This is a genomic window from Bacillus sp. 5w2 (assembly GCF_054353775.1).
The window spans coordinates 810,469-837,210 of record NZ_JBTIWT010000001.1 but is presented as its reverse complement, the minus strand read 5'-3'; the positions used below and the strand labels follow the sequence as shown (position 1 = coordinate 837,210).

The following is a 26,742-nucleotide window of genomic DNA, read 5'->3' as shown; positions in this document are numbered from 1 at the left end:
TTCTTTGTTCAGAATCTTGGCTTTTTTGATATTTATTTTATGTCCTACATTTGTACTACTGCAAGTGCCAAAATATATTATTTGTTAGCAGGCGTATTCAATACTTTCATATGTGGACATTTTTCTTTTAAGAGTGAAATAAAAGTATCTTCTTCTTGGGGTACAAAAACTGTTACGGAGTCAAATAGATTGTAATGGATTTCCAATTGCTGTCTAGTCCATTGTTCTGAATGAAGTTTTTTACCAGAGTATTTAATGTGACGAATTTCTTCAAATGGAATTTCAGTATGAAATATGAAACCGTGTTTTACAATAAGAGATGATGCAGTTATATTGTAATGAGAAAAATAGAATGAAGAAAGATTCACGACATTTAGCAGCATCATGAAAGTGAAAAAAATAGAATTTTCATTTTTGAAGAATAGTGAAATGAAAAAAATAATTATAAATAAAGTAATAAAAATTACGTGAAATGGATTCTTTTTCGCTTTAAATTTCAAGTTAGTCACCTCGGTATACGTGTACTGTAACTAAACTAAATTAAATCATAACATCGTAATAAAACGTGTGAATATGCAGAATTGCATATTCTTTCGGCTTATTATTCGTGTAAAATTTCTTGATGGGATAAATTTAAATGGAGTTTGGTAATAGTGGAGTGGCTGAAGTGACTTACAAAAATAGAAAGGTAGCGCTAGTCATAATTAGTTGTATAATGATTATGGGTAGTTGTGCTCATAAATTCGTTGAGGATGGAAACCGAAAGCATATATTTGTACAGACAAGTAAAGTGTTAGTAGAGGTTATACATAGAATATATAGAAGGTAAAAGGTGTTTTCTTATACGGAAACACCTTTTTTGTAGTTAAAATTGAAGGCTGAAGTTTTGGAATGTATGAATACCAGTCCCATGTTTAATCAGCTCTTTATCATTTAAATATTGAATAGCATATTTCACCTCGTTCAATATAACAGGTGAAAGGCCGAGGGTATGATGTGAACCAAAAATCTGTTTAATAGGAGAAATGTTTGTAATTTTATTTAGAGACTGAACTAAATCTATAGGATTTGTCGATGGATAAAACGCAAAAATCGTGCCCTCATAAAGTAAATCTCCTGTAAATAAAAACGCAGTTTCATAATCGTATAGGCAAATATGCCCCGGTGAGTGACCTGGGGTATGTATAATCTGAATCTTCCTATTTCCGATATCAATCATGTCTCCATCTTGTAGTAATTTTGTTGGTGTCCCTTGAAAGGGTTTGAATGTTTCAGGTTGAAATGTTTTAGGTGTAGGTAAAGTAATATCACGTGCGAGGTCATGCCTAATTTGAGTAATAGGAAGTCCTTTTATACCGTTAATGAGCCAATCCTCCTCTAAAGCATGTACATAGATTTCTTCGAATTGTGCGTGACTACCGATATGATCCCAATGGACATGTGTTGTGACGACAGTAATTGGTAAGTTTGTTAGTTGGTCAGTTATACGCTTCAGATTATCGATACCTAGTCCAGTATCGATAAGGAGTGCGGTAGTATCGCCTACAAGTAAGAAGGAATGTACTTTCTCCCAATGTCCATATTCACTAATCGCATATGTATTTTGGGCGATCTGTTTAACAGTAAACCACGGGTCTTGTAGAATAGTCATGTTTTGTTTCACATCCTATCGTAATTCATTTATTAAATACATTCGCTTTTCGTTGCTTTATGTCCTTTTTAAAGAATATCTAATAGACGTTTTTATAAAAGTTTGTAAAATGGGTAAACGAAACATTGAAATGTTTATTTTGATTGTGTTAAGATGATGAAGTGATAATAAACGATATTGAAATTTGTTTGTTTTTAGATAAACATTTTAAAGGAGTGTTTAGTATGAGTGATATTTCAGAGAAGTTTTGGGATGCGTCGGTAGAGGAATTGAAAAAAGGGTATGTGTTTGATGAGGAAGCAGAGGAATATATTTGTTTAGCTTGTGGAGAAGCGTTTATTAAGGGTGTTATTTATCAAGATAATCAAGTTTTGTATGAAGCAGAGAAGTTTGTACAAGTGCATGTGCAAAATGAACATACGTCTATGTTTGATTATTTATTAAACCTTGATAAGAAGTATACGGGTTTAACTGATTTGCAAAAGAAAATGGTTCAGTTTTTCCATATGGGGCTGAATGATAAAGAGATTGTAAAAGAGATGGATGGCGGAAGTACTTCAACCATCCGAAATCATCGATTTACACTTCGAGAGAAAATGAAACAGGCGAAAGTATTTTTAGCATTAATGGAACTGTCAGAAGAAAAATCAAAAGTACAAACGAAATTTGTACCCATTCATAGAACAGCAACGATGGTGGATGATCGTTACAATATTACGCAAGAAGAAAATGATGAAGTATTAAAAGCTCATTTTACAGAAGGATTAGATGGACCGCTTTCTAAATTCCCGAAAAAGCAAAAGCGTAAATTAATTATATTACGCCATTTAGTGACGAAGTTTGATAGTAATAAAAAGTATACTGAAAAAGAAGTAAATACTATCATAGAAAGCGTATATCCGGATTTTGTGACTTTAAGAAGATATTTAATCGAATATGGTTTTTTAGATAGAACAGCTGATGGAAGCCAATATTGGGTGAAGTTATAATAATACGAAAAAGAAAATGAATAGAAGTATATCATTATAACAACTATACAAAGAGATGGAAATTGAAAAAATAGATTTTTAATAAAAGGAGAAATGAAATTTGAAACCACCTACAGATAATAATAAAGAAGGTGCGGAGTCACATAAGTTAGAAAGTAAGAGTAAACCGATATGGAAATCGATGTCGATGTTTTTAGTACCGTTACTATTAAGTAATGTATTACAATCGGTTGGACAATTATTTGGTATGGTAGTAGTAGGAAGATGGCTTGGTGTAAATGATTTAGCGGCCATATCAGCATTCTTTCCACTATTTTTCCTACTCGTTTCATTCGTAATTGGTATCGGTTCAGGAAGTTCTATATTAATTGGTCAGGCGTTTGGTGCTAAAAACGAAGATCGTTTAAAAGCTATCGTTGGTACGACACTGACATTTACCTTTATTATTGGAGTTGTGTTGGCGATAATAGGTAGTATTTTTGCGATGGATATTATGCGCCTTATGGGAACGCCAGAAAATATTATTGAAATAAGTGTACACTATGCACGTATTTTATTTATATCGATGCCAGTATTATTTTTATACTTCGCATACACAACATTTATGAGAGGTACAGGAGATTCTAAAACACCATTTTACTTTTTAATTGTAAGTACAGCGCTAAATATGATCTTATTACCGATTCTTATTTTTGGATGGCTAGGAGCTCCGAAATTAGATGTGTATGGAGCAGCCTATGCTTCTGTTATATCTACAGTGATTACGTTCATTGTCATGTTAGTGTATTTAAAGAAGAAAAATCACCCATTACAATTGGATGGCACGGTTAGAAAATACCTTCGGATGGATGGGGAGTTATTAAAGCTATTGCTAAGGCTTGGTATTCCGGCGAGTATTAATATGATATTAGTTTCATTATCTGAAATTGCGGTAATCGCGTTTGTAAATCGTTACGGTTCGGATGCAACAGCGGCATATGGAGTTGTGAACCAAGTTGCAAGTTATGTACAAATGCCAGCAGTTAGTCTTGGTATTACTGTCTCCATTTTTGCGGCGCAATCAATTGGTGCGAATCAATTTGATCGATTGCAGAAAGTTGTGAAGGCCGGAATTATCATGAACTATGTCATCGGTGGTGTATTAATATCTCTTATTTACTTGTTCTCAAGAGACATTTTATCGTTATTTTTGACGAGTCAAACTACAATTGACATTGCTCATAGCCTAGTTATGATTACGTTATGGAGTTATTTAATTTTCGGGCATGCGCAAATTATTAGTGCGACAATGCGAGCGAGTGGTACAGTATTATGGCCAACTGTTATCGGCGTTGTATCAATTTGGCTTGTCGAAGTACCTGTAGCATATTATCTTTCTTACCATACAAATCTTGGCATAGAAGGAATATGGATTGGGTACCCAGCAGCATTTATTGTCAGTTTACTATTACAGTATGCATATTATAAGCTTTCATGGCAGAAGAAACGCATTACACGATTAGTGAGTTAAATAATGCAAATGTCCCTAAGTTATTATACTTAGGGACATTTTTTGTAAGTGTATGTTTATAAATAGCTTTTTAAAGTGATATCAAAATGTTGTCTAATGAGTTTTTTATCACTCATATAAAACTCCCACGCTTTTTCAGGTTCACCGATAATTTCAAAAGATTCTTCTGTAATATATAAAGCGCAATTATCCTCTAGTGCAATTCCTTCTATATTACCTTGATGATTTTGTAAAAAGGAATGGAAGGCGTTCATTCTATTTAATTGATTATAATGTGGACAAAATCTTTTGTTCACAATTCCCCAGCCATTGCTCTCTATATAACCAGAACCTTCATAATCTGAGCGGATACTAGATGTGAACCAGCACATAGCACCAGCGCTATTCCCTGCAATGAGCGTTCCTTGCTGCAAAGCAAATAATAATTTTTCATCTAGTTCATGTTCTTTCCATTGTGTAAGCATGTGAATATAGTTTCCACCACCGAGGTAAATGAGATCAGCGGATTGAATCATTTCGTCTATTTCATATTTAGAAGGTGTATCGGCTATAGTACGTAAAATTTGTACATCGCAGTGTAATTGTTTTTCGAATGTGTCTAAAAATAATTTTATATAGCTTTCATCATCGTGACTAGCTGTTGGAATGAATAATACTTTTGGGTACTGTTTATTTGTTAATTCTATAAGGCGTTCATTAATAGGCAAATGATTTGAATCTTGTAAATCACCGCCACCAATGACAGCTAATTTCATAGTAAAGCACCACCTAATCATTTTTGTTATATAAAAATTCGATAGAAGAGAGTTACATTCCTTCTCTTACGTAATGAATAAGTAGAAAATACGGTTTAAATATATTGGAATAGTAAAGGTGATGATAGCTATATAGAAGAATGAATTGGAAACATCTTATTGATATATAATACTTCATACTATTGTTTCAAAATATGGAAAGAATATGTTTAAATAGATATAACGAAGCATGAATTCATATTGGATGAGTGCTTATACTTAAAAAAAGAGTCGGAAATAATAGAGATTTTACAAATGAGTTTTTACTTTTAATAGGAAGTTGTATTACAATATGGTAAAATTATTTCAATATATTTATTTAATATAAAAATACAAAGAGGGAGCGTGAAAAAAGTGGATTTTCGATTTGAATTTACAACGAAGGTGAAAGAATACTTAGATGATGAGAAGGATGAAAAAATAATAAAAGATGGACATAGAGATATCATTTTTCAGTATTTATACCCATTAGAGAGTGAAATTGGCATTTATAAAAATCCTAACTTTACTTTTTTGGCATCAGGAAGACGCTCGCATATCGTATTAGAAAACATTGAATTTAAAACAGAGGTAAATGTAAAAAGTAACATCATTGAAATTACAAAAATAGTGGATAATGTCGTTATTCCATTAGATACTATCGTAGCGAAAGATCGGGAATTATTTGCACTTGGGCGTAATGAGAAGTTTAGTGTACAAATATTAGAGCAGTATCTCTTTGAAACATTTGGAGAGAAGCTAGGATTATAATGAATGGAATGGCGTACGTATTTATAGGTAGTGAATTTTAGTGTATCTCATTCGTGTTTGACCTTTTATTTAATTTATACTACAATTCGTAGTGTGAAAGGAGCTATACTATGTTTACTCAAAACTATAAATTAAATGAGCAAGGGTTAAATCATTTCTTTGGACCGCTTGAAGCGAAAATTATGGAGATTGTTTGGTCTAGCGAGGGTATTACGATTAAAGAAGTGCAGCAGAAATTAAGTGAAGAATCACCTGTGAATTTTAATACTGTTATGACAGTTATGAACAGGTTAGTAGAGAAATTACACTTAGAAAAGCAGACTGTGAAAAGAAGTGGCATATATCGTGCTGTACAAACAAAAGAAGAATTCTTATCCAATCAAACGAAGAAAATGACACAGGAATTGATGGGGGAATATGGAGATTTGGTTGTAAATCATATGCTAGATGAGTTAGAGCAGGTTGATCCGACTTTAATAAAAAAGTTAGAAGACAAATTGAGTCAGTTAAAAAAAGAGGATTAATGAAATGAAATGGCAAATGCGTAAAATCGTATTGTTAGCAGTCATTGTTAGTACTCTCTTTTTTGGCATGTTAGTGTATTACGTTACATATCCATTTCTTTTTCAAAATAAGATGTTCTTTCTTTCGAATTTTTGCTTGTTTCAGTTAGAAAAACATATGAAAGAATTATCGCTCATTCGTATTATAATCGCTGGATTTCTACTACTTACTGTGTTCATCGTGTGTAAAAGAATGTGGCGACAATGTTTCTATAGTAAAAAATTACACAAAGTACTTATCCCTTTCATTCGAAAAGGAAAACAAATATATATACTGCCGACCACGGAAATTGCAGCATTTACAATTGGGTTATTTCGTCCGAAAGTTGTCATGTCAGAAGGGATGCTTCAAACATTTTCAGAGGAAGAAATGGATGCGATTATTTTTCATGAAGAATATCATCAAAACAATCGAGATCCGTTAAAATTATTTTGTTTTACGTTATTAGCAGAAGGAATGGTGTACATCCCGATATTAAAAGGGCTATTGCAGCGCTATCATGTGTATCAAGAGCTAGCAGCAGATAAGTATGCGATGCGAAAAATGAAATCTAAATTCGAATTAGGCAGCGCATTATTAAAATTAATTAAAATAAAGACAATGGAGAATCGATGTGTTACAGCTTCATTTGCAAAAACAGCAATAAATTTACGAATCGAGCAAGTGGTAAATGAAAAAGTTGTTAAGCTTACTATTCCGTTACATACGAATTCGGTATATGTAACATTAGGTTTATTCTGTATGTCGGTTGTACTGATTGTCGGAGAGTGCATATAGCCTCTTTTTTTTAAGAATTAACACTACTTGTTGTAGTGCTTTAGGGGGAATAAAATGAATGCAGCAGATTTAACAATTTGGCTTGTGGCCGGGGCAGGAGTATTGTCATTTATATCACCATGCTCTTTACCGCTATATCCATCTTATTTATCTTATATTACAGGTGTGTCTATTCAAGATTTAAAAGAAAATCGTGGAATGATGCAAAAATCAGCGATTATACATACCGTATTTTTTATGATCGGATTTTCGGTTATATTTTACGCGCTAGGTTTATCAGTAAGCTGGATTGGAATAACATTTTCATCTAACCAAAAATTGATTCAACAAATTGGTGGGATTTTTATTATTTTAATGGGGCTATTTATGACGGGCTTGTTTCAGCCTAAGTGGCTTATGGCAGAGAAAAAGGTGCAGTATAGAAGTAAATCGACTGGATATATTCGCTCGATTATAGTCGGTATGACATATGCAGCTGGTTGGACGCCGTGTGTTGGACCGATATTTTCAGCTGTACTCATGCTTGGTGCAACGAATCCTGAAGGGGCACTTCTTTATATTACCGCGTATACCCTTGGATTTGCGGTTCCATTTTTCGTGATGGCATTCTTTATTGGGAAGATAAAATGGATCGTTACATATGCCAATGTCATGATGAAAATTGGGGGTGGAATGATGATTATAACAGGGATTTTATTGTACACAAATCAAATGACGAAGATCACAGCATTCTTTATTCGTCTATTTGGTGGATTTACAGGCTTTTAATAATGAGGAGGAAGAAAAGTGAAGAAACTAATTGCGATTATACTGGCCGGGGCACTAATTTGGGCCGGAGTTAACTTTTATAATACAAAAAAAGAAGAAAAAGAAAGAAAAGCAAAACAAGCGGAGTTACAAAAAACAGAAGTATTACCACAAGTAGGATTTAAAGCGCCAAACATAACATTAAAAGGATTAGACGGGAAGCTGCATTCGTTAAATGATGCAAAAGGAAAACCGTATCTTATTAATTTTTGGGCATCATGGTGTGGCCCGTGTGAAATGGAGGCACCTGACTTAGTTCATTTGTATGACAAATATAAAAAGGATGTTGAAATTTTTGCAGTAAATGCAACAATCGGAGATCCAGTGCAAGAAGCGAGTGCTTTTGCAGATCGTCACGGATTTAAATTTCCTGTTTTACTAGATATGGATGGAGTAGCCGGATTAGATTATAAAGTATTTTCTTTACCAACGACATTTTTTGTTAATAAAGATGGAATTATCGTAGAGCAAGTACGAGGCGTGCTACCTCCGGATCAATTAGAAGAGAAGTTTAAGAAATTAATTGAGAGTTAAGAGGGGATTTTGTATTGATGGAGTGGATCGTGAGGTTACAACCCGTATCTCTTATAATTGGAAGTCTATTTGGATTTATGTTGATGAAACGAAAGATGAAGAGCGAAAGTGTACCATATGAAAAAATGATGGATGCAGTAACAAATGCTTTTCTAATTATCGTATTTGTATGGAAATTCGCACCGGCGTTTTTAAATCCAGTATGGGCCATTAGGTCGCCATTGCAAGCATTATTAGCTATAGGAAGTATGAAACACATTGTAGTAGGATGCATAATTGCAAGTGTATACATTGTTTGGAAAAGTAAAAAGGGGCAATTTTCGCTTCGTATTTTACTAGATGCATTGCCTATTGGACTATGTATGAGTATTATTTTTTATTTTCTATTCCACCACAAAATAGGTGTACAAACGACATTACCTTGGGGTGTGAAAATATATGAATCTAAATTTTTATATCATCCTATATTCGTATACGAGATCATCCTTGCTCTTTGTATAATAAGTTTGTTATGGATGAAAAATGAAAGGATCGGAAATGGAAAGAATATAAGTGTTTTTCTAATGATTGAAGGGTTTGCTCATATCATTCTTTCGCTTGTCAGTGAACAAAATTCGGTTTTATTTGGTTTATCGGTACAGCAAATAATGAGCTTTTTTGTTATTAGTTTAGGGATTATGTTCGTGCCGAAAAAATAAAAAGATAGCCACCTATGGAGTGTGTCCATGCGTGGCTATCTTTTTATTATGTATTAAAAAATCGGCGGAGTAACAGAAAATAAGACAATTGCATTTTTCTCAAATTGATTTACCCATTTATGCTTTAAATAAGCAGGTATTTTTACACTATCACCAGTTTCTAATATGTATTCTTCTTCGTTTAAGTGCAATGTAATGGTTCCATCCAATACGAAGGCTAATTCCTCACCTTTATGTTCTAGTACATTTTCTGATGAAGCTGTATTCGGCGGAACAGTCATAATTGCTGTTGCTAAATTTCCTGTGAAATCAGGTGATAACAATTCATATGATAAATTATCGATAATCATTTTTTTTCGTTTATGAGAACGTACAATTAAATCGTCTGTATTTGTATCTTCAAGTAAAAAGCTAAATGTTGGAACATCAAGAGCTTTAGCGAGTACTTTTAATGTTTGAATAGAAGGGTTAGCAGACCCACGCTCAATTTGACTTAACATAGATGGTGTAATACCTGCCAACTTTGCTAGTTCTTTACTCGTTAAACCTTTTTCTTTTCTTTGTTTTTCAATTTTTTTCCCAATATCTATATTTTCCATGATTAAAGGCTCCTTACTGTTTATTAAATTATATTTAAATAAATTAAATTAAACTTAACTTAAGTGAATGATTTATGTTAAACTATATTAAAATTAATTTAATTATAATTTATTGAATCGTAAGCTACAAGGTTATGAGGAGGAAGAGAAATGAAGGAAATAGAGAAATTAAAAGAGGAATATCCACTATTAAATAAATTAATCGCAACAGAAGAAGTGTTTTGGGTAAATCCGAACACGGAAAAGTATGAAACGGCAATAAAAGATTCCCCATTGAATGAAGAGAATGTAAAAGATGCGGAAGAGAGATTAAAGCGTTTTGCACCATATATTGCGAAAGTTTTTCCTGAAACGAAAGAGACGAACGGCATTATTGAATCACCCTTAGTGAAAATCCCTTCAATGAAACAAGCTTTAGAGAAAAATTACGAGCAACCTATTTTAGGAGAATTATTCTTAAAATGTGATAGTCAACTTCCGATATCAGGATCCATTAAAGCTAGAGGTGGCATTTATGAAGTGTTGAAGCATGCTGAACAATTAGCATTGCAGCATGGTATGTTAACAGAAGAAGATGATTATGCCATTTTAGATAGTGATACATGTAGAGAGTTTTTTGCAACATATTCTATTGCGGTAGGTTCGACAGGTAACTTAGGACTAAGCATCGGGATTATGAGTGCGAAACTAGGTTTTAATGTAACTGTTCATATGTCAGCAGACGCGAAACAATGGAAAAAAGATTTATTAAGAAGTAAAGGTGTAAACGTTATTGAATATGAGGCTGATTATAGTAAAGCAGTAGAGGAAGGAAGAAGGCAAGCGGATGCTGATCCTAGCTGTTATTTTGTCGATGATGAAAACTCGCATGATTTATTTTTAGGATATGCAGTAGCAGCATCACGTTTACAAAAGCAATTAGAAGAGTTAAAGATTGTAGTAGATGAAGAACATCCTTTATTCGTTTACCTTCCTTGCGGAGTAGGGGGCGGACCTGGCGGAGTAGCATTTGGCTTAAAGCTATTGTTTAAAGACAACGTACATTGCTTCTTTGCAGAGCCGACACATTCACCATGTATGCTACTCGGATTAATGACAGGACTTCATGATAAAATTGCCGTTCAAGATATCGGTATTGATAATGTAACAGATGCAGATGGACTTGCAGTAGGAAGACCATCAGGATTTGTTGGGAAAACGATGGAACCATTTTTGAGTGGAAATTACACAGTAAGTGATGAAGAGTTATATAGATTATTAAAAGAACTAGCAGATACGGAAAATATTTATTTAGAGCCTTCTGCCCTTGCGGGTATGATAGGTCCAGTGAAAGTATGTAAAGAAGATGCGTATTTACAAAAGCAACAGTTAATAGAGAAGGTGCAGAAAGGCACTCATATTGTGTGGGGAACTGGCGGTAGTATGGTTCCGAAAGATGTAATGAATGGGTATTATAAGAAAGGTTCGGAATAGGCACCAATAAGAAGAATGAGGCTAATTGTAGCCTCATTTTTTCATGTACATAAAAATCTTTGTTATTTTCACAATAGTTCTTTATAGTATATATAAAGGATAACTAATATGGAATAAATACAACAAAAAGCTTTATTTTACATAATAAGAGGATGTGTATACGATGTCATTACAGACTAAATATATAGCGGGTATTTCGCTTGGGGTTATGGGAGTAGGCTTTGCGGCTTCTATCCCTTTTCAAGGAACGGTAGCTGGAGAGATTATACAAGGTGGATTTGAAGCCGGATTGGTTGGCGGACTTGCAGATTGGTTCGCAGTTACAGCATTATTCCGTCACCCGATGGGAATTCCAATTCCGCATACAGCTTTGTTACCTAAAAACCGTAAACGAGTAACGAAAGGACTCATCAATACGTTAGAAAATGAATGGCTGACAAAAGAGAGTATTACGAATAAAGTAAAAGAAATGCAGTTAGCGCAAATGGTGCTGCAAATTGCTGAGAGAGAAATGCAGTCTGATGCTGTGAAGAAAGGAATTGTAACGATTGCGGAGAAAGCAATTGTTTCAATAGATACAGAAAAGTTAGCGGTTATTATTGAAAAAGAAATGAAAACATATTTGCATACAATTAATACAAGTAACATTTTACAAGTGCTTGTTGATCAATTAGTTGTGCAAGAATATGATGAAAAGACACTTGATTACATATTAGTAAAAGTGAAAGATTGGACAGCGCAAGATGAAGCACGTTACCAGCTCGGAAGCTTAGGTATGAAGGCGATGGAAAATATAAAAGTAGATGGATTCTTGCAGTTTACTTTGAAATCATTTATGAATATTGTAGATGAAGATAAAATTGGCGGTATTTTGCAGAAGTTTATCATTAGCAATATTAACAGCTTACAAGATGCTGATAATAGCACAAGACAACTTATTTTAACAAAAATTCGTCAAGAAATTATAAATGTAAAAGAAAATGAAGCTTTACTACAGGAGTTAGAAAATTGGAAAGAAAAATGGATTGCCAATTGGAATGCTACTGACAAAATTAAAGAGATGCTGGAGCAAGTGCAACAAAGGGCAATTACTTTTGTGAAAAATGAAGAATTTACGGATAAATATGTTATTCCATTTTTACAAACACAAATGAACAAAATAAAAGAAGATGAACAGACTGTTCAAAAAATAGAAGATTGGTTACAAAAACAAGTTGTCACACTGGTTGAAAAGAATCATTCGAAAATTGGAAAGCTTGTACAAGAAAACCTTGATAAGTTAGACGATAAAACATTAATCGAAATGATTGAAAATAATGTAGGAAAAGATTTACAGTGGATCCGAGTAAACGGGGCTGTTTGCGGATTTATGATTGGATTAGTGTTAGAAGGAATTAAAGCGATTATATGAGAAAAACCTTCCACAATTGTGGAAGGTTTCTTATTTTTCAATAACACTCATATTTAAATTGTAAGCTTTCTCGATGTTTAACTTGTACGTCCCATTGCCTGTTTTAATCGAATTTTTATACCAATGTTCTTGCTCGTTTAATTCTGGATTTTCTTCTGAAGAATTGTTTTCTTTTTTTGTTAAATCTTCTACTTGTTCCCAAGGTGTATTTCCAATAGCTTCTTTTTGATTTGTTACTGCTGTTAGAGATACGTCACTCTCTTTTATTAAATGAACAGATACACCTGAGCTTTCTTGTACAAACCAATTGTTTTGTAATTGACCTGGATAAAGAGAAAGATCTCGATTAGAAGCACGAATTTCTACATGTTTCGTTTGTGGGAGTACAAGCGTCGGTTTTACTCGTGGTTCATGACCAAACATTCTTTGATGAAACGGTAATGACTTTAATGTTATATACATTGTTTCCCCAGTCGTTTGAACTGAAAGAAAATCTTCTTGTTTTAAATTGAGTTTTTCATTTCCTTTTGTCGTCATTTCGTATGTTCCAAGAAGGCTAACTTCATTTGAGTTCCTGCCGTCTATCGTTAGAGGATAATTGTCTGTACCTGCATCCACTACAATTTTATTGATAGATTCAGGAATATCAAGTTTACTTTCTGGAATCGTGTTCGTTTGTCTAGTTGTATTAAAGGCGTAACGAACTTCATCTAATAATCCAGTTGATAATAAACAATAAAAAGCAATTCCAACACTTCCTAAAACACCGATAAAGAAAATACTAAAAATATCATATTTAATAAATGATTGTTCCTTCTTAGAAAATAGAAGGTATAGTAAAATTTCCATACCAAGTATAATAAGTAAAACAGGCCACCATGCTGTTAAAGAATCTAATACTTGAGTGCCTTTCATAACTGAAAATAGTAAGAAGCAACCTAGTGCGATAATAGATAGCCCCATAGAAAATGTTCCAACGCGCCATGTTCTCATTCTTTTGTACCACCTTTGTTTTCTTTATTTCCAAGTAACAATTTAAAGCCACCACCAATTAAGAGGAGTGCAACGATAGATGTTTGGAAATAGCGATAATATAGCTCGCTAAGATGAATGTTAAATATAGTTGAAAAGTAATCATTCAAAATAGGAAGGACCGTTTGATCTAATAAATAATAACCACCTAGTGCAATTAACCCAATACCGATCCATCTTTGATGATTGATAAAATAATCAATGATAGGTTCATCATGTACACGTTCTTTTCCATACTTTGTAGTTTGCTGTAAAGCATCAAAAAAGCTATAGAACCAAATGATTGGTACTAAAAATAAAAATGCAGAAAGCCTTAATAAGTCAAGTAAATATATGGAAAGTAAAAAGGCTGCCATAAGCTGAAGACCACGTCGCTGTAGGCCTAAATACATATGTCCTGCTCCAGGAAACATCGCTAAAATAGAAGCGAATGTTTTATTTTTCTTTCCTTGTTCACGGTGCTCTTCAAACTCTTCGAAAATAGTACGATCATCTAGTTGCTCGCCACGTTCTTTTTTCTGTAGTTGTTGAACAACATCGAAGAAATTGTAAATCCATAAAACAGGTAATGTAATAAGAAAGATAAGGAAACTTTCTTGTGATGTTAAGAGCGCAACGAAAATAATCATACTTCCTATTCCTGTGCAAGCTACTAAAAATGTAAGTCCACGTTGCATAAGGCCTAATTGAAAATGTCCAAGTCCAGGAATGATTGATAGAAGAATGATATAAAATCGTTCGCTCTCTTTAGATGACTCTGTAAATTCTCCGGCAGCTTGTTTTTTCGATTGATTAATAATAGTGATAACTAAATCTAATAAATTGATCGCCCATAACACGACTAGTAAAAATAGAGAAAGAAAAGCAATATCACGGGATCCTAATGCTATTGTACAAAATGCTGCAAAGATAAATAGAAATACAGCCCCTCCGCTATATAAAATAAACCGTCCAAACTTCTTTAAATATAAATGTCCAAGCCCGGGAATTAGCCCTAATACAAGTGCTAAAAAGGGATTTTTATTCATGCTTTGAACCTCCGTCCTTTTTTGATGTGTCTACCGATTTGTTTACAATTTTTTGTGAGATAGAAGACTCGTTATGTTTTGAAGATTTCTCGAAATTTGATGTCGCTGTGAAAATATACTGGAATAAACCACTTACCATAAAAATAATTGTAGCCGCAGTTGCAATTATGTAGTGAATGATCGTGCGCTTTAGCGAGTTTGTTTTTATATTTTCATTAGACTGTAGTATTTCAAAATTAATTTGCGTCATAACTTCGTTCGTAAATGAATCATCATTTATCATTGGAAGGTTTTCATGTTGTTCATCAATACTTTCCATATAAAGTGCTAAACAATGATCACATTCATAAAGATGTTCTTCCATAGATTCACGTTCATTGCTTTCTATAAAATCTAATGTATAATTGCGCCAATCTTCTTTTGAATAATGCATCATAGAAACTCTTCCTCCTTCCAATGTTTTTTAATCCATTTTCTTGCCCGGTACAGTTTCATTTCGACTGTTTTCACTTCAATATTTTCCTGCAAAGCAATTTCATGATAACTTTTTTCTTCTAAGTAATGTGCGAGAACGACGTCACGGTAATTTTCGGGAAGTTCTCTCAGTTTTTGAGCAATGAGTAATTTTTGCTCTTTCGTCAATAATAAAGCCTCAACATTATAAGAGGATTTTATATTTTCCGCAGTTTCTTTACATAAGGAGAGTTCATCGTTTTCTCTAGCTTTCTTTCTCTTATAATCAATAGCGTGATTGGTGGCAATACGAGCCATCCACGTTTTTAGTCCGCGAAATTGATAATTAGGGAGAGAGGCGTGAATTTTTACGAATACTTCTTGTGTAACATCTTTCGCATCTTCTTCATGTCTTAAAATAGAAAAGATAACTTGAAAAATATAATGACGATATGTTTGCATAAGGATACGAAAAGCATGTTCGCTTCCTTGCTGTGCTTTTTCAATTAATTGTTTTTCCTCAATGGGTCTCTCCCTCCTTTTTGACGCATTCTATTATATAGACGTAAGAAATGATTGGTCACCCTACACATGTTGTAAAAAAAGAATAATATATTTTTAGGAAGGAAGCTATATGAAAAAAGGTGTGAAAAAATGGTAAGCAGAAGTATATAATGAGCAAGTGGGAAATGTTACGTGAAGAAGGGATGTGAATGTTAGTAGGGGAAGGTCCATACTAACAAACATGAAAATTAAAATATTAATAGCAGACGATAATTCTTTTATTAGGGAAGGTATGAAAATTATTTTAAATACATACGAAGAGTTCGAAGTGGTAGATACAGTAAATGATGGGAAAGAAGCGGTGGAATATTGCAAAAAGAACGACGTTGATATTGCGCTTCTAGATGTTCGTATGCCAAATATGAACGGGGTAGAGGCAACAAAGTTCATTTGTGAAGAGACAAAAACGAAACCGCTAATTTTAACGACGTTTGATGATGATGAATATATTTTGGATGCAGTAAAAAACGGAGCAAAAGGTTATTTATTAAAAAATAACGATCCGGAGCGTATTCGTGATGCGATAAAAGGAGTATATAACGGTCAAACTGTTATGCAAGATGTAGTGCTTGATAAAATTAAATCTAATTTAATGGAAAGCAAAGAAGAAGAGTGTAAAATAGATAAAAGTCTTTTTACAGAAAGGGAGCTTAGTATTATCGCATTAATTGCGAAAGGTTTTTCGAATAAAGAAATTTCGAAGCAACTTTTCATATCTGAAGGAACGATTGCAAATTATATTACATCTGTTTTAGGGAAAACTGGACTTGAACATCGCACACAAATCGCGATTTATTATTTAACAGGGAAAGTAGATTAAAGATATGGAATTTTGGTTAATTGTAAGTAAATTAATTGTCTTTATATATATTGTGTTTAGTTACATTTATTTAAATGTTGCGAACTTGCCATGGATTATACTTACTTTGCTGTTATATCTTTCTGTAAACGTTCTGATTTCTATATTTAAAAAAGATACGTACAAAAACATATTAACTAGTGTGTCAATTGGCGTAGTTATGTTATTTACATGGAAGATCCACCCGTTTTTTATTTTGTTTTTACCATTGAACTTATATGAAATTATATTTCGTTATATAGAGAAGAAATGGCAGCTCTTTATCATTATGATGATTCCTATTATCTTTACGGAAGAAAGTATTCGAATGACATATGGATTAATTGTTGCATTTTCTTTTCTTGTATTAACTATGGCAGAACGGTATATATCGCGTGTATTAAAGCTGGAATCACAAAATGATAAGATGCGCAAAGATATGCAGCGGCTGACGAAAAGCCTAAATGAAAATAAAGAGTACATAAGGCAGTCAGAATACACATTTAAGTTAGAAGAGAGGAATCGGTTATCACAAGAAATTCATGACAAAATTGGTCACTCGATGACGGGTGCACTCATTCAAATGGAAGCAGCGAAGAGATTAATGGAAATAGATAAAGAAAAATCTGCGGAGTTATTACAAAATGCAATTCATATTTCGAAAGATGGAATTGAAAGTATTCGCATTACATTAAAAAATATGAAGCCACCAACGGAGCAAATTGGTATTCATCGTATGAAATTATTCATAGAGGAATTTGCCGGTAAGCATGATATAAATATTCCATTCGTATATAAAGGGAACTTAGATATGATTTCTCCCATTCAGTGGAAGATTATCGGCGAAAATATTACGGAGGCACTAACGAACGCAATGAAATATGCTGATGCGACAGTCATTTCAATCGATATTCATGTACTTAACAAGATGGTGAAAGTGCAAGTGAAGGATAATGGAAAAGGTGCAGTGCTTGTAAAAAAAGGTCTCGGTATTATGGGTATGGAGGAGCGAACAGCATCTGTAAACGGAAAAATTATTGTAGATGGGACCAGTGGTTTTTCAGTAACAATGCTGTTACCGATATAAGAGAATGGGACGAGGATGAATCATCTCATATGAAAGAAGTGAATAATCTCATGTGAAAAGAATGAACTTCTGCACTGAGCAGGTTCATTTTTTTTGTTTATAATAGCAGCAGAGAAACCGAAATAGGGGTGAAATGATGAATACATTAGAAATTAAAAATTTAACGAAAAAATTTGGTGATTTCATCGCGGTAGATAATATGTCTTTATCTATTAAAGAAGGAGAGATATTTGGCTTTTTAGGATCAAATGGTGCTGGTAAAAGTACAACGATAAATATGATTGCTGGGTTGTTAAGAAGTAATGAAGGTGAAATTAGCATACTAGGAAAAAATATAAAGAAACATAATCGATTTGCAAAGATGAATATTGGTATTGTTCCGCAAGATATTGCGATTTATGAAGAGTTAACGGCTTATGAAAATGTGAAGTTCTTTGCTGGATTGTATGGAATAAGAGGGGCTGAACTAAAAGCGAGAGTAGAGGAAGCGCTTCAATTTGTGGGGCTTAGTGATAAACATAAAAGTTATCCGAAAAATTTTTCTGGCGGGATGAAACGAAGACTGAATATCGCTTGTGCAATCGCACATAGACCGAAGTTAATTATTATGGATGAGCCGACAGTTGGGATTGATCCACAGTCAAGAAACTATATCCTGCAGTCTGTTCGAAAATTAAATGAAATGGGAAGTACGATTATTTACACGAGCCACTACATGGAAGAAGTAGAAGAGATTTGCACGAAAATAGCAATTGTAGATCACGGTAAAGTGATTGCAGAAGGAACGAAAGAACAGTTAAAAGGGATTATTACCGATACGAAAGACATTTGGATTGAAGTAAAGTCGATAGAAAATTTAGATGTAGAAAAGTTAAAAGAGGTAAATGGTGTGAAAGCTGTTCAAATTGAAGAGAACGTAATCAAGGTAAACTCGGATGCAGGATTAAACAATTTAAATAAAATTATTCAGCACTTCATTAATCATGACATTGAAATCCGTTCGTTAGAGGAGCAGGCTCCAAACTTAGAAACAGTATTCCTTACGTTGACTGGAAGAAACTTACGAGATAAATAAAAGGTAAATGAAGAAAAGGTAAAGGGAGGTTCATCAATTGAACATCTTCAATATTGCAATTATGCATATTAAAAGAGATTTCAGAGACATAAGAACTTTAGTTTTTATGTTAGCATTTCCGATTGTGCTTATGCTTGTGTTAGGAACAGCGTTAAGTAATGCATTTAATAGCGATAGTCAATCGATTAAGGATATACAAGTACTATATAAAGATGAAGCGAGTAGCACATTTTCTCAATCGTTTGAAGCATTTACGAAAGAAGTCGATAAATCGGGTATTCATTTTAAAAAAGCTTCTGAAGATATTGATGGGAAAGAAGAAGTGAAGCAAAATAAATATGCTGCTTATGTAGAGTTAAATAAAGATGGCGCAAAATTGTACGGAAGTGACAAAAGTAGTATCGAGGGAAGTATTGTGGAAGGCATGCTTACAACATTTGTTGATAAGTACAATGTAGCGGTCGAAGTTGCAAAAGTAGATCCTACTAAGGTGAGCACAGTTATTTCAAACGGAAATCATAATGATTATATAAAAGAAACATCTTTACAAGCTGCGAAAAAACCGGGTTCTATGGATTACTATGCGGTTGTAATGACGACGATGATTGCACTGTACGCTGCGATGGGAGCAAGTTTTCTAATTCGAGGCGAACGAATACGTAAAACAGGAGATCGCCTTATAGCTGCACCTATAAGTAAGGCTGAAATTTTCATTGGGAAAGTGCTTGGTAGTCTTGTAGCAAATGCCCTATGTATATTACTTGTTATGTTATTTAGTAAATTTGTCTTTCAAGCGAATTGGGGCGATCATCTTGGAATCATATTTCTTATTTTATTAACAGAAGTCTTTCTAGCAATTAGCTTCGGTTTAGGGATTGGATATATTACAAAAACACCTGAAGCATCTAGAGCTATTATTATGGTGGTAGTGCAATTAGCTTCTATTTTTGGCGGCGCATATTTCGTAATAGAAGAAAATTTCGTTACGAATTTATCACCATTAACGTGGGCAAATACAGCTGTTATGAAAATTATTTATGCGAATGATGTAGGGGCAGCACTACCAGTCATTTCTTTAAATCTTGGAATAGCAGCACTCTTTTTATTAATTGCAATTATTGCATTACGTAGACGGGAGGGGCTATAGTATGAAAGATATTTTATGGCTCATACAAAAAACGTTATCTGTACTTTTAAAAAATAAAAAAGGGTTATTCATTATTATTAGTTTGCCAATAATCGGAACGCTCATCTCTTTTTCGATATACGGAAATGCAGGGCAAGGAACGTTAAATATCGGGATTGTAAATAAAGAAAATGAGCCGATAGCAAATGATACGATAAAGTTTTTAGAAGGATTAAATCATGTGAATGTGAGTAAGGTTAAGGAGTCTGAAGTAGAAGATAAACTCACTTCCAAAAAACTTGATGGAGTTATTACATTAGCTTCTGGTTTTTCAAAAAGTGTTCGAGAAGGGAAACCAGATCATATTGAAATTTCATCGATTAAAGGTGATCAAGTAACAGGATTTATAAAATCATATTTATATAACTATGTTGATAATATTGCTGCGATTAGTAAAGTGGCAGGAACAGATCAAAGTGCATTTGATAATATGTACGCAGGGTATCAAAAAAGTTCATTTAAAATGAAAACGGAGACGCTAGAAGATACTTCGAAAAATAAAGATATGACAAACCAAACGATGGGTTATCTTATTATGTTTATGCTGTTTTCAGCAGTGAACTTATCAGGATTTATTTTAAAAGAAAAAGAGAATAGAACGTACTTTAGATTATTATCAACACCAATTGACGGAAAGAAATTTATATTATCCAATGTTGCAGTAAATATGATGATATTAACAGTGCAAATTGTCATTGCAGTACTATTTATGACGAATGTTTTTCATACAAATATTAATATGCCTTTCATAGTAATGATTGGTGTGCTTATGATATTCGCTTTAATCGCAATTGGTTTATCATTAGTCATTGTGTCTTTTTCAAAAAGTTCAACTGCTTCAAATGCATTGCAAAATCTAGTGATAGTACCAACATGTTTACTTGCAGGATGTTATTTCCCGTACGACATTATGCCAAAAGCGGTACAAAAAGTAGCTGATTTTCTTCCGCAGCGCTGGTTATTAGATACGATAGCAAAACTACAGCAAGGTATTCCATTTTCAGAGTTGTATTTAAATATTTTAATCTTATTCGCCTTTGCGGTAGCGTTCTTCTTAATTGCTATTTATAAATTTGGAAGAAATAATGATGCGAGGAACTTTGTTTAATATAAAAAAGGGTGTGACGTTAAGTCGCATCCTTTTTTGTATGAAGCATGAAATCTAAATTTGAATGACAAAATAGAAAGGTGGAAAGAAAACGAGCGGAAGGAAATTAAAATGATTAAAAAAATATTGCGAGTTATTTCTATTATTATGGCTATATTTATTTTTATATTAATTTGGATGCATATTGACGTCACACTCGGAAGAAAAATGGAAGCTGGGAAAAATATGCCGACAGAGTACGCTCCTCATTATAGTGACTTTCAATTATATGTAAAAGGGAAGTCATTTTATAAACAGTTATTTACTGACATAAGAGAAGCAAAGCAATCTATTTACACGTATTTTTTTATTTTGTCGGATGACAAAAGTAGCCATACTTTTTTAAACTTATTAAAAGAGAAGGCAAAAGAAGGAGTAAACGTCTATTTATCAGTTGATCGCATTAATGATTTATCATTTGAAAGAAAGATGATAAATGAATTGCGGGAAAGTGGCGTGCATTTTACATATAGTAGAAAACCGGAATTGCCATTCGGATTTTATTCACTTCACCATCGTAATCATCGCCGTATTACGACAATTGATGGGGAAATTGGCTATACAGGCGGATTTAATATAGGAGATGAGTACTTAGGGAAAGATAAGCGATTTGGATATTGGCGTGATTATCATGTACGGCTTAAAGGAGAAGGAGCAAAAGATTTAGAAGAACAGTTTGCTTTAGATTGGAAACGAGATACGAAAGAAGATATAAAGAGAAGTACGAATAAAGCTAGTAAAGGGAACACATTACATACGATGGCTAGTTACAATGGGCATCACGTCGCTGAAAAATATGTTGAGTTAATAAACCAAGCGAAGCATTCGGTTGTCGTTACGACGCCGTATTTTATAGCGAAAAATAAAGAGTTAATGAACGCTTTAATCGCGGCACAAAAACGTGGTGTTACAGTAAAAATACTTTGGTCGTATAAACCAGATATTCCTCTTATTAAAGAGGCAGCGTATCCTTATATTCGTCAAGCTGTTAATAATGGAATTCAAGTATATGGTTATAAAAAAGGGATGTTTCATGGAAAGTTAATGCTGATTGATAATGAATTAACTGTTATCGGTACAACAAACATAACTGCACGTAGCTTTTATATTAATGATGAGATGAATTTGTATATTCATGGTGGAACTATCGTATCAGAAGTGAACGAGGCATTAGCGCAAGATATTCATGATTCAAAAGAAATGACGAAAGAATTTTTTGAGAAGTTATCTTTTTGGGAGCGTTGTAAGGAGAAATTAGCAGGACTGGTGGATTTTTATTTGTGATGATTTAACTGAGATACGGGGAATTTAGAATATAGTAAATAGGAAGTTGTATTGTTTATTTAACAAGTAGAGAAGTGAGAAGGAACCTTCAAAAATAGAAGGTTCTTTCTTGTTTTATAGTTCATTATTCATTATTGGTAGTTAAAAAAGTTTGGTCTATCGGGGGTTCCGCTGTTTTTATTTGCACTTCAGCAAAAAAATGAAATATGTAGCTAAAATAAAGTTAAGATATTGTCTCTATCTTATTAAGGGCTCTTAAAAAAACTGAAGTTTCATAACTGAATTTTTTGACAAACATAAACAATTAACGTGATATAATTTTATTAATAATTTTGAAACTAGAAGGTGTTTAAATGATGGGGAACTTCCAAAGTAATTTTCAAACGGCTACACAAATTGCTACGCAAATGAAAAATGCATCGGATACAATTTAAGGTGCGACAAATCGTTCTATAACAAAGGCGAGCCGTACTACACTATCTGTTAATGCCCAGGCGCAAGAAGCGAATCAACAAATGCTGGATTTGACTAGACAATTTTGTGGGGCCTTTCAACAAGCAATTGATAATATTCATTTAGTAGCTAAGGATTTTGAAAGAATGGATAACGAACTACAAAAGACATTTCGCTAATGTGGCAACCTACGGTAAAAGGAGAAGGGTAGGGAGAATAGGATGAGTCAAGATGTGGAAAAGAAAATAAATGAATTTAATCATGAATTACGGATAGTATTTGAAAAACAGGATCGAAATCAAACGGAGATTCAAATCCAGAGACAAGCAGAAATGGACTTTCACGAATTGAGAAATAGAAGCAATTAGTATTGCTACAGTATTGCCCGGAATAGATGCCATGGTTATTGTTTTAGTGGAGATGAGAAAAAAACTGCAAGAAAAATTAGAGCATCTATATGAATTTAACTATACGTCCAGTAATAACTACAATACAGCTCTTCAACTAGTGGCTAGCATTACTGCCGGCCTCGCTGAAGTCCAAAGTGGTAAAGGATTTAGTCCTGTAAGTGGTACGTTTAGTACACAAGGATTAAATATGGATTGGACCGTTTCGATTCAAGAAATTGCTGATGAAAGAAAACGTCAAGTTGATAATCTTTTAAAGGAAGGATCAATGGAAGAAGGAGCGGTGAGCAAGAAAGCTCCCGAAAAATCTACATCCGAAAAAATTATAGATGGTATTTTAGAAGGTACGGGTCAAGCTGTTGAAGATACAATAGATGGTATTGTGGCACTTGGTAAATGGGAAACGTGGGAGAACATGGGATACGCCGTTACTCATTTAGATGAAACCTTACCTGCTATGTGGAATGCATTGTCAGATTCGTTTATTAATGATGTAATAAATGGAGACGCTGAAAGTCGTGCTAAGTGGGGAAGTTATGCATTAACACAAGTTGGATTAGGGCTTATTGGTGATAAAGGAATAAGTAAAGTCACTACATTAGCAAAAGGTGCAAAATTCTCTACAGGAATGTCTTCTTTCGCAAATAAATTGCCATTGACGGATCGGTTGGCATTTGCAGGTACAAGTGGATTTGGAAGCAATCAAATAAAAAGTTTTGAAGTTTTACAAAAAGCTCGTGAAACATTTATGTTTTCCAAAACTAGTGGAAGAAGTAAAGTTAAAGATGTTCAAGAAGTAATTCAGGAATATGCAGATAAAGTTCTTGATAGAGTAGAGGTGAAAAACGAATATCCTGATTCTTATACAGCATCTCAAAAATTACGTGCAGAACTTAAAGATGCAGGGGTTGATACATCTCCATATCCTAATGCGGCACATCACATAGTACCTTGGAATGATAGTAGGGCTGTGGAAGCTCAGGAATTATTACAAGAGATAGGGATAAGTTATGATGCTGCGGTCAATGGGGTGTTTTTACCATATAAAATAAATGATTATGTAACTACTGAAGTTTTACATATAGGTAACCACTCAAAAGAGTATATAAGAGAAGTAACAGAAAGATTGAATTCTGTTATAGAAATGGGTGGTACTCAAGCTGATATAGCTGAAGTGTTACATGGAATAAGAAGAGATTTATTAGAAGGTAATTTACGATTAAATGGACCCAAGAAATAACTAACTAAATAAATGGTAATAATAAAGGAGAATATATATGAAGATTTGGCAATTAAAGAGCTCGACTGATGATTATGAAACCTTTCAATTATTGAACTATGAAGAGGATAAAAAATATTTTAAAACTAGTTTTAATTCTATGGTGAGTTTGTCAGATTCATGGACGCCTCAGTTTATTGAGGTAACAGATGAAGGAAAGTCAAGCGATTCCCCTATTTTTTGGGGAAAGTCTGGTGTACAAATAATTAGTGAAAAAGCCAAGAATGTTTTAGAACCTATAGTAGGAGATACTATTGAATTTTTACCATTAATTCATAAACAAACAAACAAAAAATACTATGCTATGCATGTTTTAAGAGTGTTGGAAGCACTTGATACTAATAAAACAATCTTTGATAAGTTAAGTTCAGGTTTAATAATAGGGTGTAAAAAATTTGTATTTATTCCTTATGTTGTCCAGGATGAACCAATTTTTAAATTGAAAATAAATGGGAAGGTACATCCTAACTATCTTTTAGTATCAGATCAATTCAAAAATGCAATTTTAGAGAGTGAATTAAAAGGTTTTCAATTTACTGAAGTGTGGGATTCAGAAGAGGGTGCGTAAAGAAATCTAATTTAATTAGATTATTAATGGGAACCCATATCTAAGAGAGTAAAAAATAAAAAGCTTATGCACTTGTATAAGCTTTTTATTATGAATAAGTATAGTAATTCATATTCAAGATATATTTTAGAATCACAAAGTAAATAGTAGTAAACGATTTTTTGTTACTTAATATTCTATTTTATTTTAGAAGATAAAAGAATAGTTAAGGGGAATAAGCATGAAAATATGGGCATTAAAGAGTGTATTAGATAACTATGAGTCTTTCCAGTTATTAAATTTTGAAGAAGACAATAAAAAATATATTGATGGAAAAATAAATTCGATAACTCATTTAGCAAATTCATGGGGAAATATATATATAGAGTGTATTGAAGGAGATATTCATAGTGATTTCCCTAAATTTTGGGGAGGAACTGGTGCACCAATGATTAGTGAAAAAGCCAAGCAAGTACTTGAACCTTCAATAGGCGATAATGTTGAATTTTTACCACTCTTACGCAATTCAACTAGTGAGGTATATTACTTGGTCCACGTGTTGAATGTACTAGATGCAATTGATAGTGATAAAGCAGTTTTTAAAAAACTGATTACAGGTTTAATAATAGGATGCGAAAAATTCGCATTTAATAGTAATACTGTTCAAAATGAGATGATTTTTAAGGTTTATATAAATGGGAAAATTCATCCCACGGCTGTTTTTATTTCAGATGAATTGAAGAATCTTATTGAACAAAGTGATTTAAAAGGATTTGAATTTATTGAAGTGTGGATTCAGAAGAGCTTTCGTAAATAAATTCTAAAATTATAAATGGTCCTGATAAGTTTACGATAAAAATTTAAGTCCCCTTGTTATACAAAGTAGGGGACTATTTATCCTGCATTAACGAGCAGTAAGATTCCCACCTCAAAATTCGGCTGAAGCAAAGAGGCGAGGTGAGAGATCAATTGCTTGTAAAAGGCTAATAATTCCTGGAGATGAACAAAACTTCCGATAAAAAATATTATTTTTCATGCACCAGCATCGAAACATCATCATTAATTAACGTCCCAACATGTTCACCTAAACAAATTCTTTTCATCACGCCAGGCTCATCAAAGTTAAAGACATGTGCTGGTAAATTATAATCACGGGCAAGTAGTAAAGCGGCTTGATCCATGACTTGAATGTTTTGCCTAACAACATCATTATAGTTTAGTTTGCTGTACATTTTTGCTGATTTATTATACTTTGGATCACTTGTAAAGACGCCATCGACACCTTGTTTTGCGACTAATATGGCATCGCTATTCATTTCAATAGCTCTTTGTACGCTTGGATAATCTGTCGTCACGAAGGGTTGCCCGTTTCCGCCTCCAAAGACAACGATATAGCCGTTATCTAAATGGTGGACTGCACGCAAGCGAATGTATGGTTCAGCTACTGCATTAAATGGAATGGACGTCATAACGCGTACTTCTCTATTTGTTTTACTTGTTAAAACACCACGAAGCATTAAGCTGTTAATGATTGTACCTAGTGTACCGATATTATCAGCTTCTACGCGATCAATTCCCCATTCTTCAGCTAGGTGACCTCTAAAAATGTTACCGCCACCGATGACGATGGATACTTCGATATCTAAATCAACAATGGATAAAATTTCGTTTGCAATATGTTCTAATCGTTTGGAGTTAAAGCTATTTCCAGTTTGATCGGCAAGTGCACCGCCGCTTAATTTAATTAAGACACGTTTATATGGTCTCATAACAATTCCCCCTATATAGATCGCAGTCAACTCCCC

Annotated in this window: 28 protein-coding genes and 3 pseudogenes; 22 read left to right on the top strand and 9 right to left on the bottom strand. The window is 33.5% G+C overall.

Annotated elements, in window-relative coordinates:
* Nucleotides 1-77: 77 nt before the first annotated feature.
* Nucleotides 78-500, bottom strand: a complete 423-nt coding sequence (locus ACXY7N_RS04210; protein ID WP_488592294.1) for a PH domain-containing protein — start codon at nucleotides 498-500, stop codon at nucleotides 78-80.
* A gap of 137 nt (nucleotides 501-637) precedes the next feature.
* On the opposite strand from ACXY7N_RS04210, the gene ACXY7N_RS04205 reads away from it, so the two are divergent.
* A complete protein-coding gene (locus ACXY7N_RS04205) occupies nucleotides 638-829 on the top strand; it encodes a hypothetical protein (RefSeq protein ID WP_016088468.1) in 192 nt (63 codons plus the stop codon).
* Between the two features lie 36 nt (nucleotides 830-865).
* Here the strand turns inward: ACXY7N_RS04205 and ACXY7N_RS04200 are convergent, their stop codons facing one another.
* On the bottom strand, nucleotides 866-1,651 hold the full coding sequence (locus tag ACXY7N_RS04200; RefSeq protein ID WP_016088467.1) for an MBL fold metallo-hydrolase: 786 nt from the start codon (nucleotides 1,649-1,651) through the stop codon (nucleotides 866-868).
* A gap of 224 nt (nucleotides 1,652-1,875) precedes the next feature.
* On the opposite strand from ACXY7N_RS04200, the gene ACXY7N_RS04195 reads away from it, so the two are divergent.
* Both ACXY7N_RS04195 and ACXY7N_RS04190 read left to right on the top strand, forming a co-directional pair.
* Nucleotides 1,876-2,640, top strand: a complete 765-nt coding sequence (locus tag ACXY7N_RS04195; RefSeq protein WP_016088466.1) for a DUF2087 domain-containing protein — start codon at nucleotides 1,876-1,878, stop codon at nucleotides 2,638-2,640.
* 100 nt (nucleotides 2,641-2,740) lie between these two features.
* Nucleotides 2,741-4,150, top strand: coding sequence for an MATE family efflux transporter (locus ACXY7N_RS04190; RefSeq protein ID WP_016088465.1), 1,410 nt, complete (start codon nucleotides 2,741-2,743; stop codon nucleotides 4,148-4,150).
* Nucleotides 4,151-4,206: 56 nt separating this feature from the next.
* On the opposite strand, the gene ACXY7N_RS04185 is transcribed toward ACXY7N_RS04190, so the two are convergent.
* Nucleotides 4,207-4,905 carry a peptidase E gene (locus ACXY7N_RS04185; RefSeq protein ID WP_016088464.1) on the bottom strand — a complete coding sequence of 233 codons (699 nt, stop codon included), beginning with the start codon at nucleotides 4,903-4,905 and terminating at the stop codon, nucleotides 4,207-4,209.
* A 393-nt stretch (nucleotides 4,906-5,298) separates the two neighbouring features.
* On the opposite strand from ACXY7N_RS04185, the gene ACXY7N_RS04180 reads away from it, so the two are divergent.
* From ACXY7N_RS04180 to ACXY7N_RS04155, 6 genes are all read left to right on the top strand, one after another.
* Nucleotides 5,299-5,694: a DUF3942 family protein gene (locus ACXY7N_RS04180; RefSeq protein WP_016088463.1), complete on the top strand. Its 396-nt coding sequence runs from the start codon at nucleotides 5,299-5,301 to the stop codon at nucleotides 5,692-5,694.
* Nucleotides 5,695-5,804: 110 nt separating this feature from the next.
* Nucleotides 5,805-6,218, top strand: a complete 414-nt coding sequence (locus ACXY7N_RS04175; protein WP_016134103.1) for a BlaI/MecI/CopY family transcriptional regulator — start codon at nucleotides 5,805-5,807, stop codon at nucleotides 6,216-6,218.
* 4 nt (nucleotides 6,219-6,222) lie between these two features.
* The gene (locus ACXY7N_RS04170) at nucleotides 6,223-7,035 is read left to right on the top strand and encodes a M56 family metallopeptidase (protein ID WP_016088461.1); all 813 of its coding nucleotides are present in this window, start codon (nucleotides 6,223-6,225) and stop codon (nucleotides 7,033-7,035) included.
* Nucleotides 7,036-7,089: 54 nt separating this feature from the next.
* Nucleotides 7,090-7,803, top strand: coding sequence for a cytochrome c-type biogenesis protein CcdA (gene ccdA / locus ACXY7N_RS04165; protein WP_016134104.1), 714 nt, complete (start codon nucleotides 7,090-7,092; stop codon nucleotides 7,801-7,803).
* An 18-nt stretch (nucleotides 7,804-7,821) separates the two neighbouring features.
* Entirely contained in the window at nucleotides 7,822-8,376 is a 555-nt protein-coding gene (locus ACXY7N_RS04160) for a TlpA family protein disulfide reductase (protein ID WP_016088458.1), read from the top strand.
* 17 nt (nucleotides 8,377-8,393) lie between these two features.
* Complete coding sequence (locus ACXY7N_RS04155; protein WP_033659659.1) at nucleotides 8,394-9,074, top strand: prolipoprotein diacylglyceryl transferase family protein; 681 nt, start codon at nucleotides 8,394-8,396, stop codon at nucleotides 9,072-9,074.
* A 53-nt stretch (nucleotides 9,075-9,127) separates the two neighbouring features.
* Here ACXY7N_RS04155 and ACXY7N_RS04150 read toward each other — a convergent pair whose 3' ends face one another.
* On the bottom strand, nucleotides 9,128-9,673 hold the full coding sequence (locus ACXY7N_RS04150) for a helix-turn-helix domain-containing protein (RefSeq protein ID WP_016088455.1): 546 nt from the start codon (nucleotides 9,671-9,673) through the stop codon (nucleotides 9,128-9,130).
* Between the two features lie 150 nt (nucleotides 9,674-9,823).
* Between ACXY7N_RS04150 and dsdA the strand changes: the two genes are divergently transcribed.
* The gene (dsdA, locus tag ACXY7N_RS04145) at nucleotides 9,824-11,146 is read left to right on the top strand and encodes a D-serine ammonia-lyase (RefSeq protein WP_016134106.1); all 1,323 of its coding nucleotides are present in this window, start codon (nucleotides 9,824-9,826) and stop codon (nucleotides 11,144-11,146) included.
* A gap of 163 nt (nucleotides 11,147-11,309) precedes the next feature.
* A complete protein-coding gene (locus ACXY7N_RS04140; protein ID WP_016088453.1) occupies nucleotides 11,310-12,557 on the top strand; it encodes a DUF445 domain-containing protein in 1,248 nt (415 codons plus the stop codon).
* Between the two features lie 30 nt (nucleotides 12,558-12,587).
* On the opposite strand, the gene exsE is transcribed toward ACXY7N_RS04140, so the two are convergent.
* The 4 genes from exsE to ACXY7N_RS04120 are packed head-to-tail and all read right to left on the bottom strand — an operon-like array spanning nucleotide 12,588 to nucleotide 15,532.
* Nucleotides 12,588-13,550, bottom strand: coding sequence for an exosporium protein ExsE (gene exsE, locus ACXY7N_RS04135; protein WP_016134107.1), 963 nt, complete (start codon nucleotides 13,548-13,550; stop codon nucleotides 12,588-12,590).
* Entirely contained in the window at nucleotides 13,547-14,617 is a 1,071-nt protein-coding gene (locus ACXY7N_RS04130; protein ID WP_016088451.1) for a hypothetical protein, read from the bottom strand. Before ACXY7N_RS04130 ends, exsE begins: the two co-directional genes overlap by 4 nt.
* Nucleotides 14,610-15,053, bottom strand: coding sequence for a hypothetical protein (locus tag ACXY7N_RS04125; RefSeq protein ID WP_016134108.1), 444 nt, complete (start codon nucleotides 15,051-15,053; stop codon nucleotides 14,610-14,612). Before ACXY7N_RS04125 ends, ACXY7N_RS04130 begins: the two co-directional genes overlap by 8 nt.
* Nucleotides 15,050-15,532 (bottom strand): RNA polymerase sigma factor, encoded by a 483-nt coding sequence (locus ACXY7N_RS04120; RefSeq protein ID WP_016088449.1) that lies wholly within the window; start codon nucleotides 15,530-15,532, stop codon nucleotides 15,050-15,052. The genes ACXY7N_RS04125 and ACXY7N_RS04120 overlap by 4 nt, the downstream gene beginning before the upstream one ends.
* A 283-nt stretch (nucleotides 15,533-15,815) precedes the next feature.
* On the opposite strand from ACXY7N_RS04120, the gene ACXY7N_RS04115 reads away from it, so the two are divergent.
* From ACXY7N_RS04115 to ACXY7N_RS04065, 11 genes and pseudogenes are all read left to right on the top strand, one after another.
* Complete coding sequence (locus ACXY7N_RS04115) at nucleotides 15,816-16,454, top strand: response regulator transcription factor (RefSeq protein WP_000694106.1); 639 nt, start codon at nucleotides 15,816-15,818, stop codon at nucleotides 16,452-16,454.
* Between the two features lie 4 nt (nucleotides 16,455-16,458).
* A complete protein-coding gene (locus ACXY7N_RS04110) occupies nucleotides 16,459-17,559 on the top strand; it encodes a sensor histidine kinase (RefSeq protein WP_016134109.1) in 1,101 nt (366 codons plus the stop codon).
* A 136-nt stretch (nucleotides 17,560-17,695) separates the two neighbouring features.
* Nucleotides 17,696-18,634: an ABC transporter ATP-binding protein gene (locus ACXY7N_RS04105; protein WP_016134110.1), complete on the top strand. Its 939-nt coding sequence runs from the start codon at nucleotides 17,696-17,698 to the stop codon at nucleotides 18,632-18,634.
* Between the two features lie 37 nt (nucleotides 18,635-18,671).
* Nucleotides 18,672-19,781: an ABC transporter permease gene (locus ACXY7N_RS04100; protein WP_016134111.1), complete on the top strand. Its 1,110-nt coding sequence runs from the start codon at nucleotides 18,672-18,674 to the stop codon at nucleotides 19,779-19,781.
* Nucleotide 19,782: 1 nt separating this feature from the next.
* Nucleotides 19,783-20,928 carry an ABC transporter permease gene (locus ACXY7N_RS04095; protein WP_016088444.1) on the top strand — a complete coding sequence of 382 codons (1,146 nt, stop codon included), beginning with the start codon at nucleotides 19,783-19,785 and terminating at the stop codon, nucleotides 20,926-20,928.
* A gap of 111 nt (nucleotides 20,929-21,039) precedes the next feature.
* On the top strand, nucleotides 21,040-22,251 hold the full coding sequence (gene cls / locus ACXY7N_RS04090; protein WP_016134112.1) for a cardiolipin synthase: 1,212 nt from the start codon (nucleotides 21,040-21,042) through the stop codon (nucleotides 22,249-22,251).
* 353 nt (nucleotides 22,252-22,604) lie between these two features.
* Nucleotides 22,605-22,883: pseudogene (locus tag ACXY7N_RS04085) on the top strand (TIGR04197 family type VII secretion effector).
* Nucleotides 22,884-22,925: 42 nt separating this feature from the next.
* Nucleotides 22,926-23,069, top strand: a pseudogene (locus tag ACXY7N_RS04080) (DUF3958 domain-containing protein); the annotation flags it as partial.
* A pseudogene (locus tag ACXY7N_RS04075) lies at nucleotides 23,059-24,351 on the top strand (AHH domain-containing protein); the annotation flags it as partial. The pseudogenes ACXY7N_RS04080 and ACXY7N_RS04075, both read left to right, overlap by 11 nt.
* A gap of 37 nt (nucleotides 24,352-24,388) precedes the next feature.
* Nucleotides 24,389-24,958, top strand: coding sequence for an imm11 family protein (locus ACXY7N_RS04070; RefSeq protein ID WP_000708217.1), 570 nt, complete (start codon nucleotides 24,389-24,391; stop codon nucleotides 24,956-24,958).
* 220 nt (nucleotides 24,959-25,178) lie between these two features.
* Nucleotides 25,179-25,754, top strand: coding sequence for an imm11 family protein (locus ACXY7N_RS04065; RefSeq protein ID WP_098405208.1), 576 nt, complete (start codon nucleotides 25,179-25,181; stop codon nucleotides 25,752-25,754).
* 208 nt (nucleotides 25,755-25,962) lie between these two features.
* Here the strand turns inward: ACXY7N_RS04065 and pyrH are convergent, their stop codons facing one another.
* A complete protein-coding gene (gene pyrH / locus ACXY7N_RS04060; protein ID WP_016134116.1) occupies nucleotides 25,963-26,706 on the bottom strand; it encodes a UMP kinase in 744 nt (247 codons plus the stop codon).
* Nucleotides 26,707-26,742 lie beyond the last annotated feature (36 nt).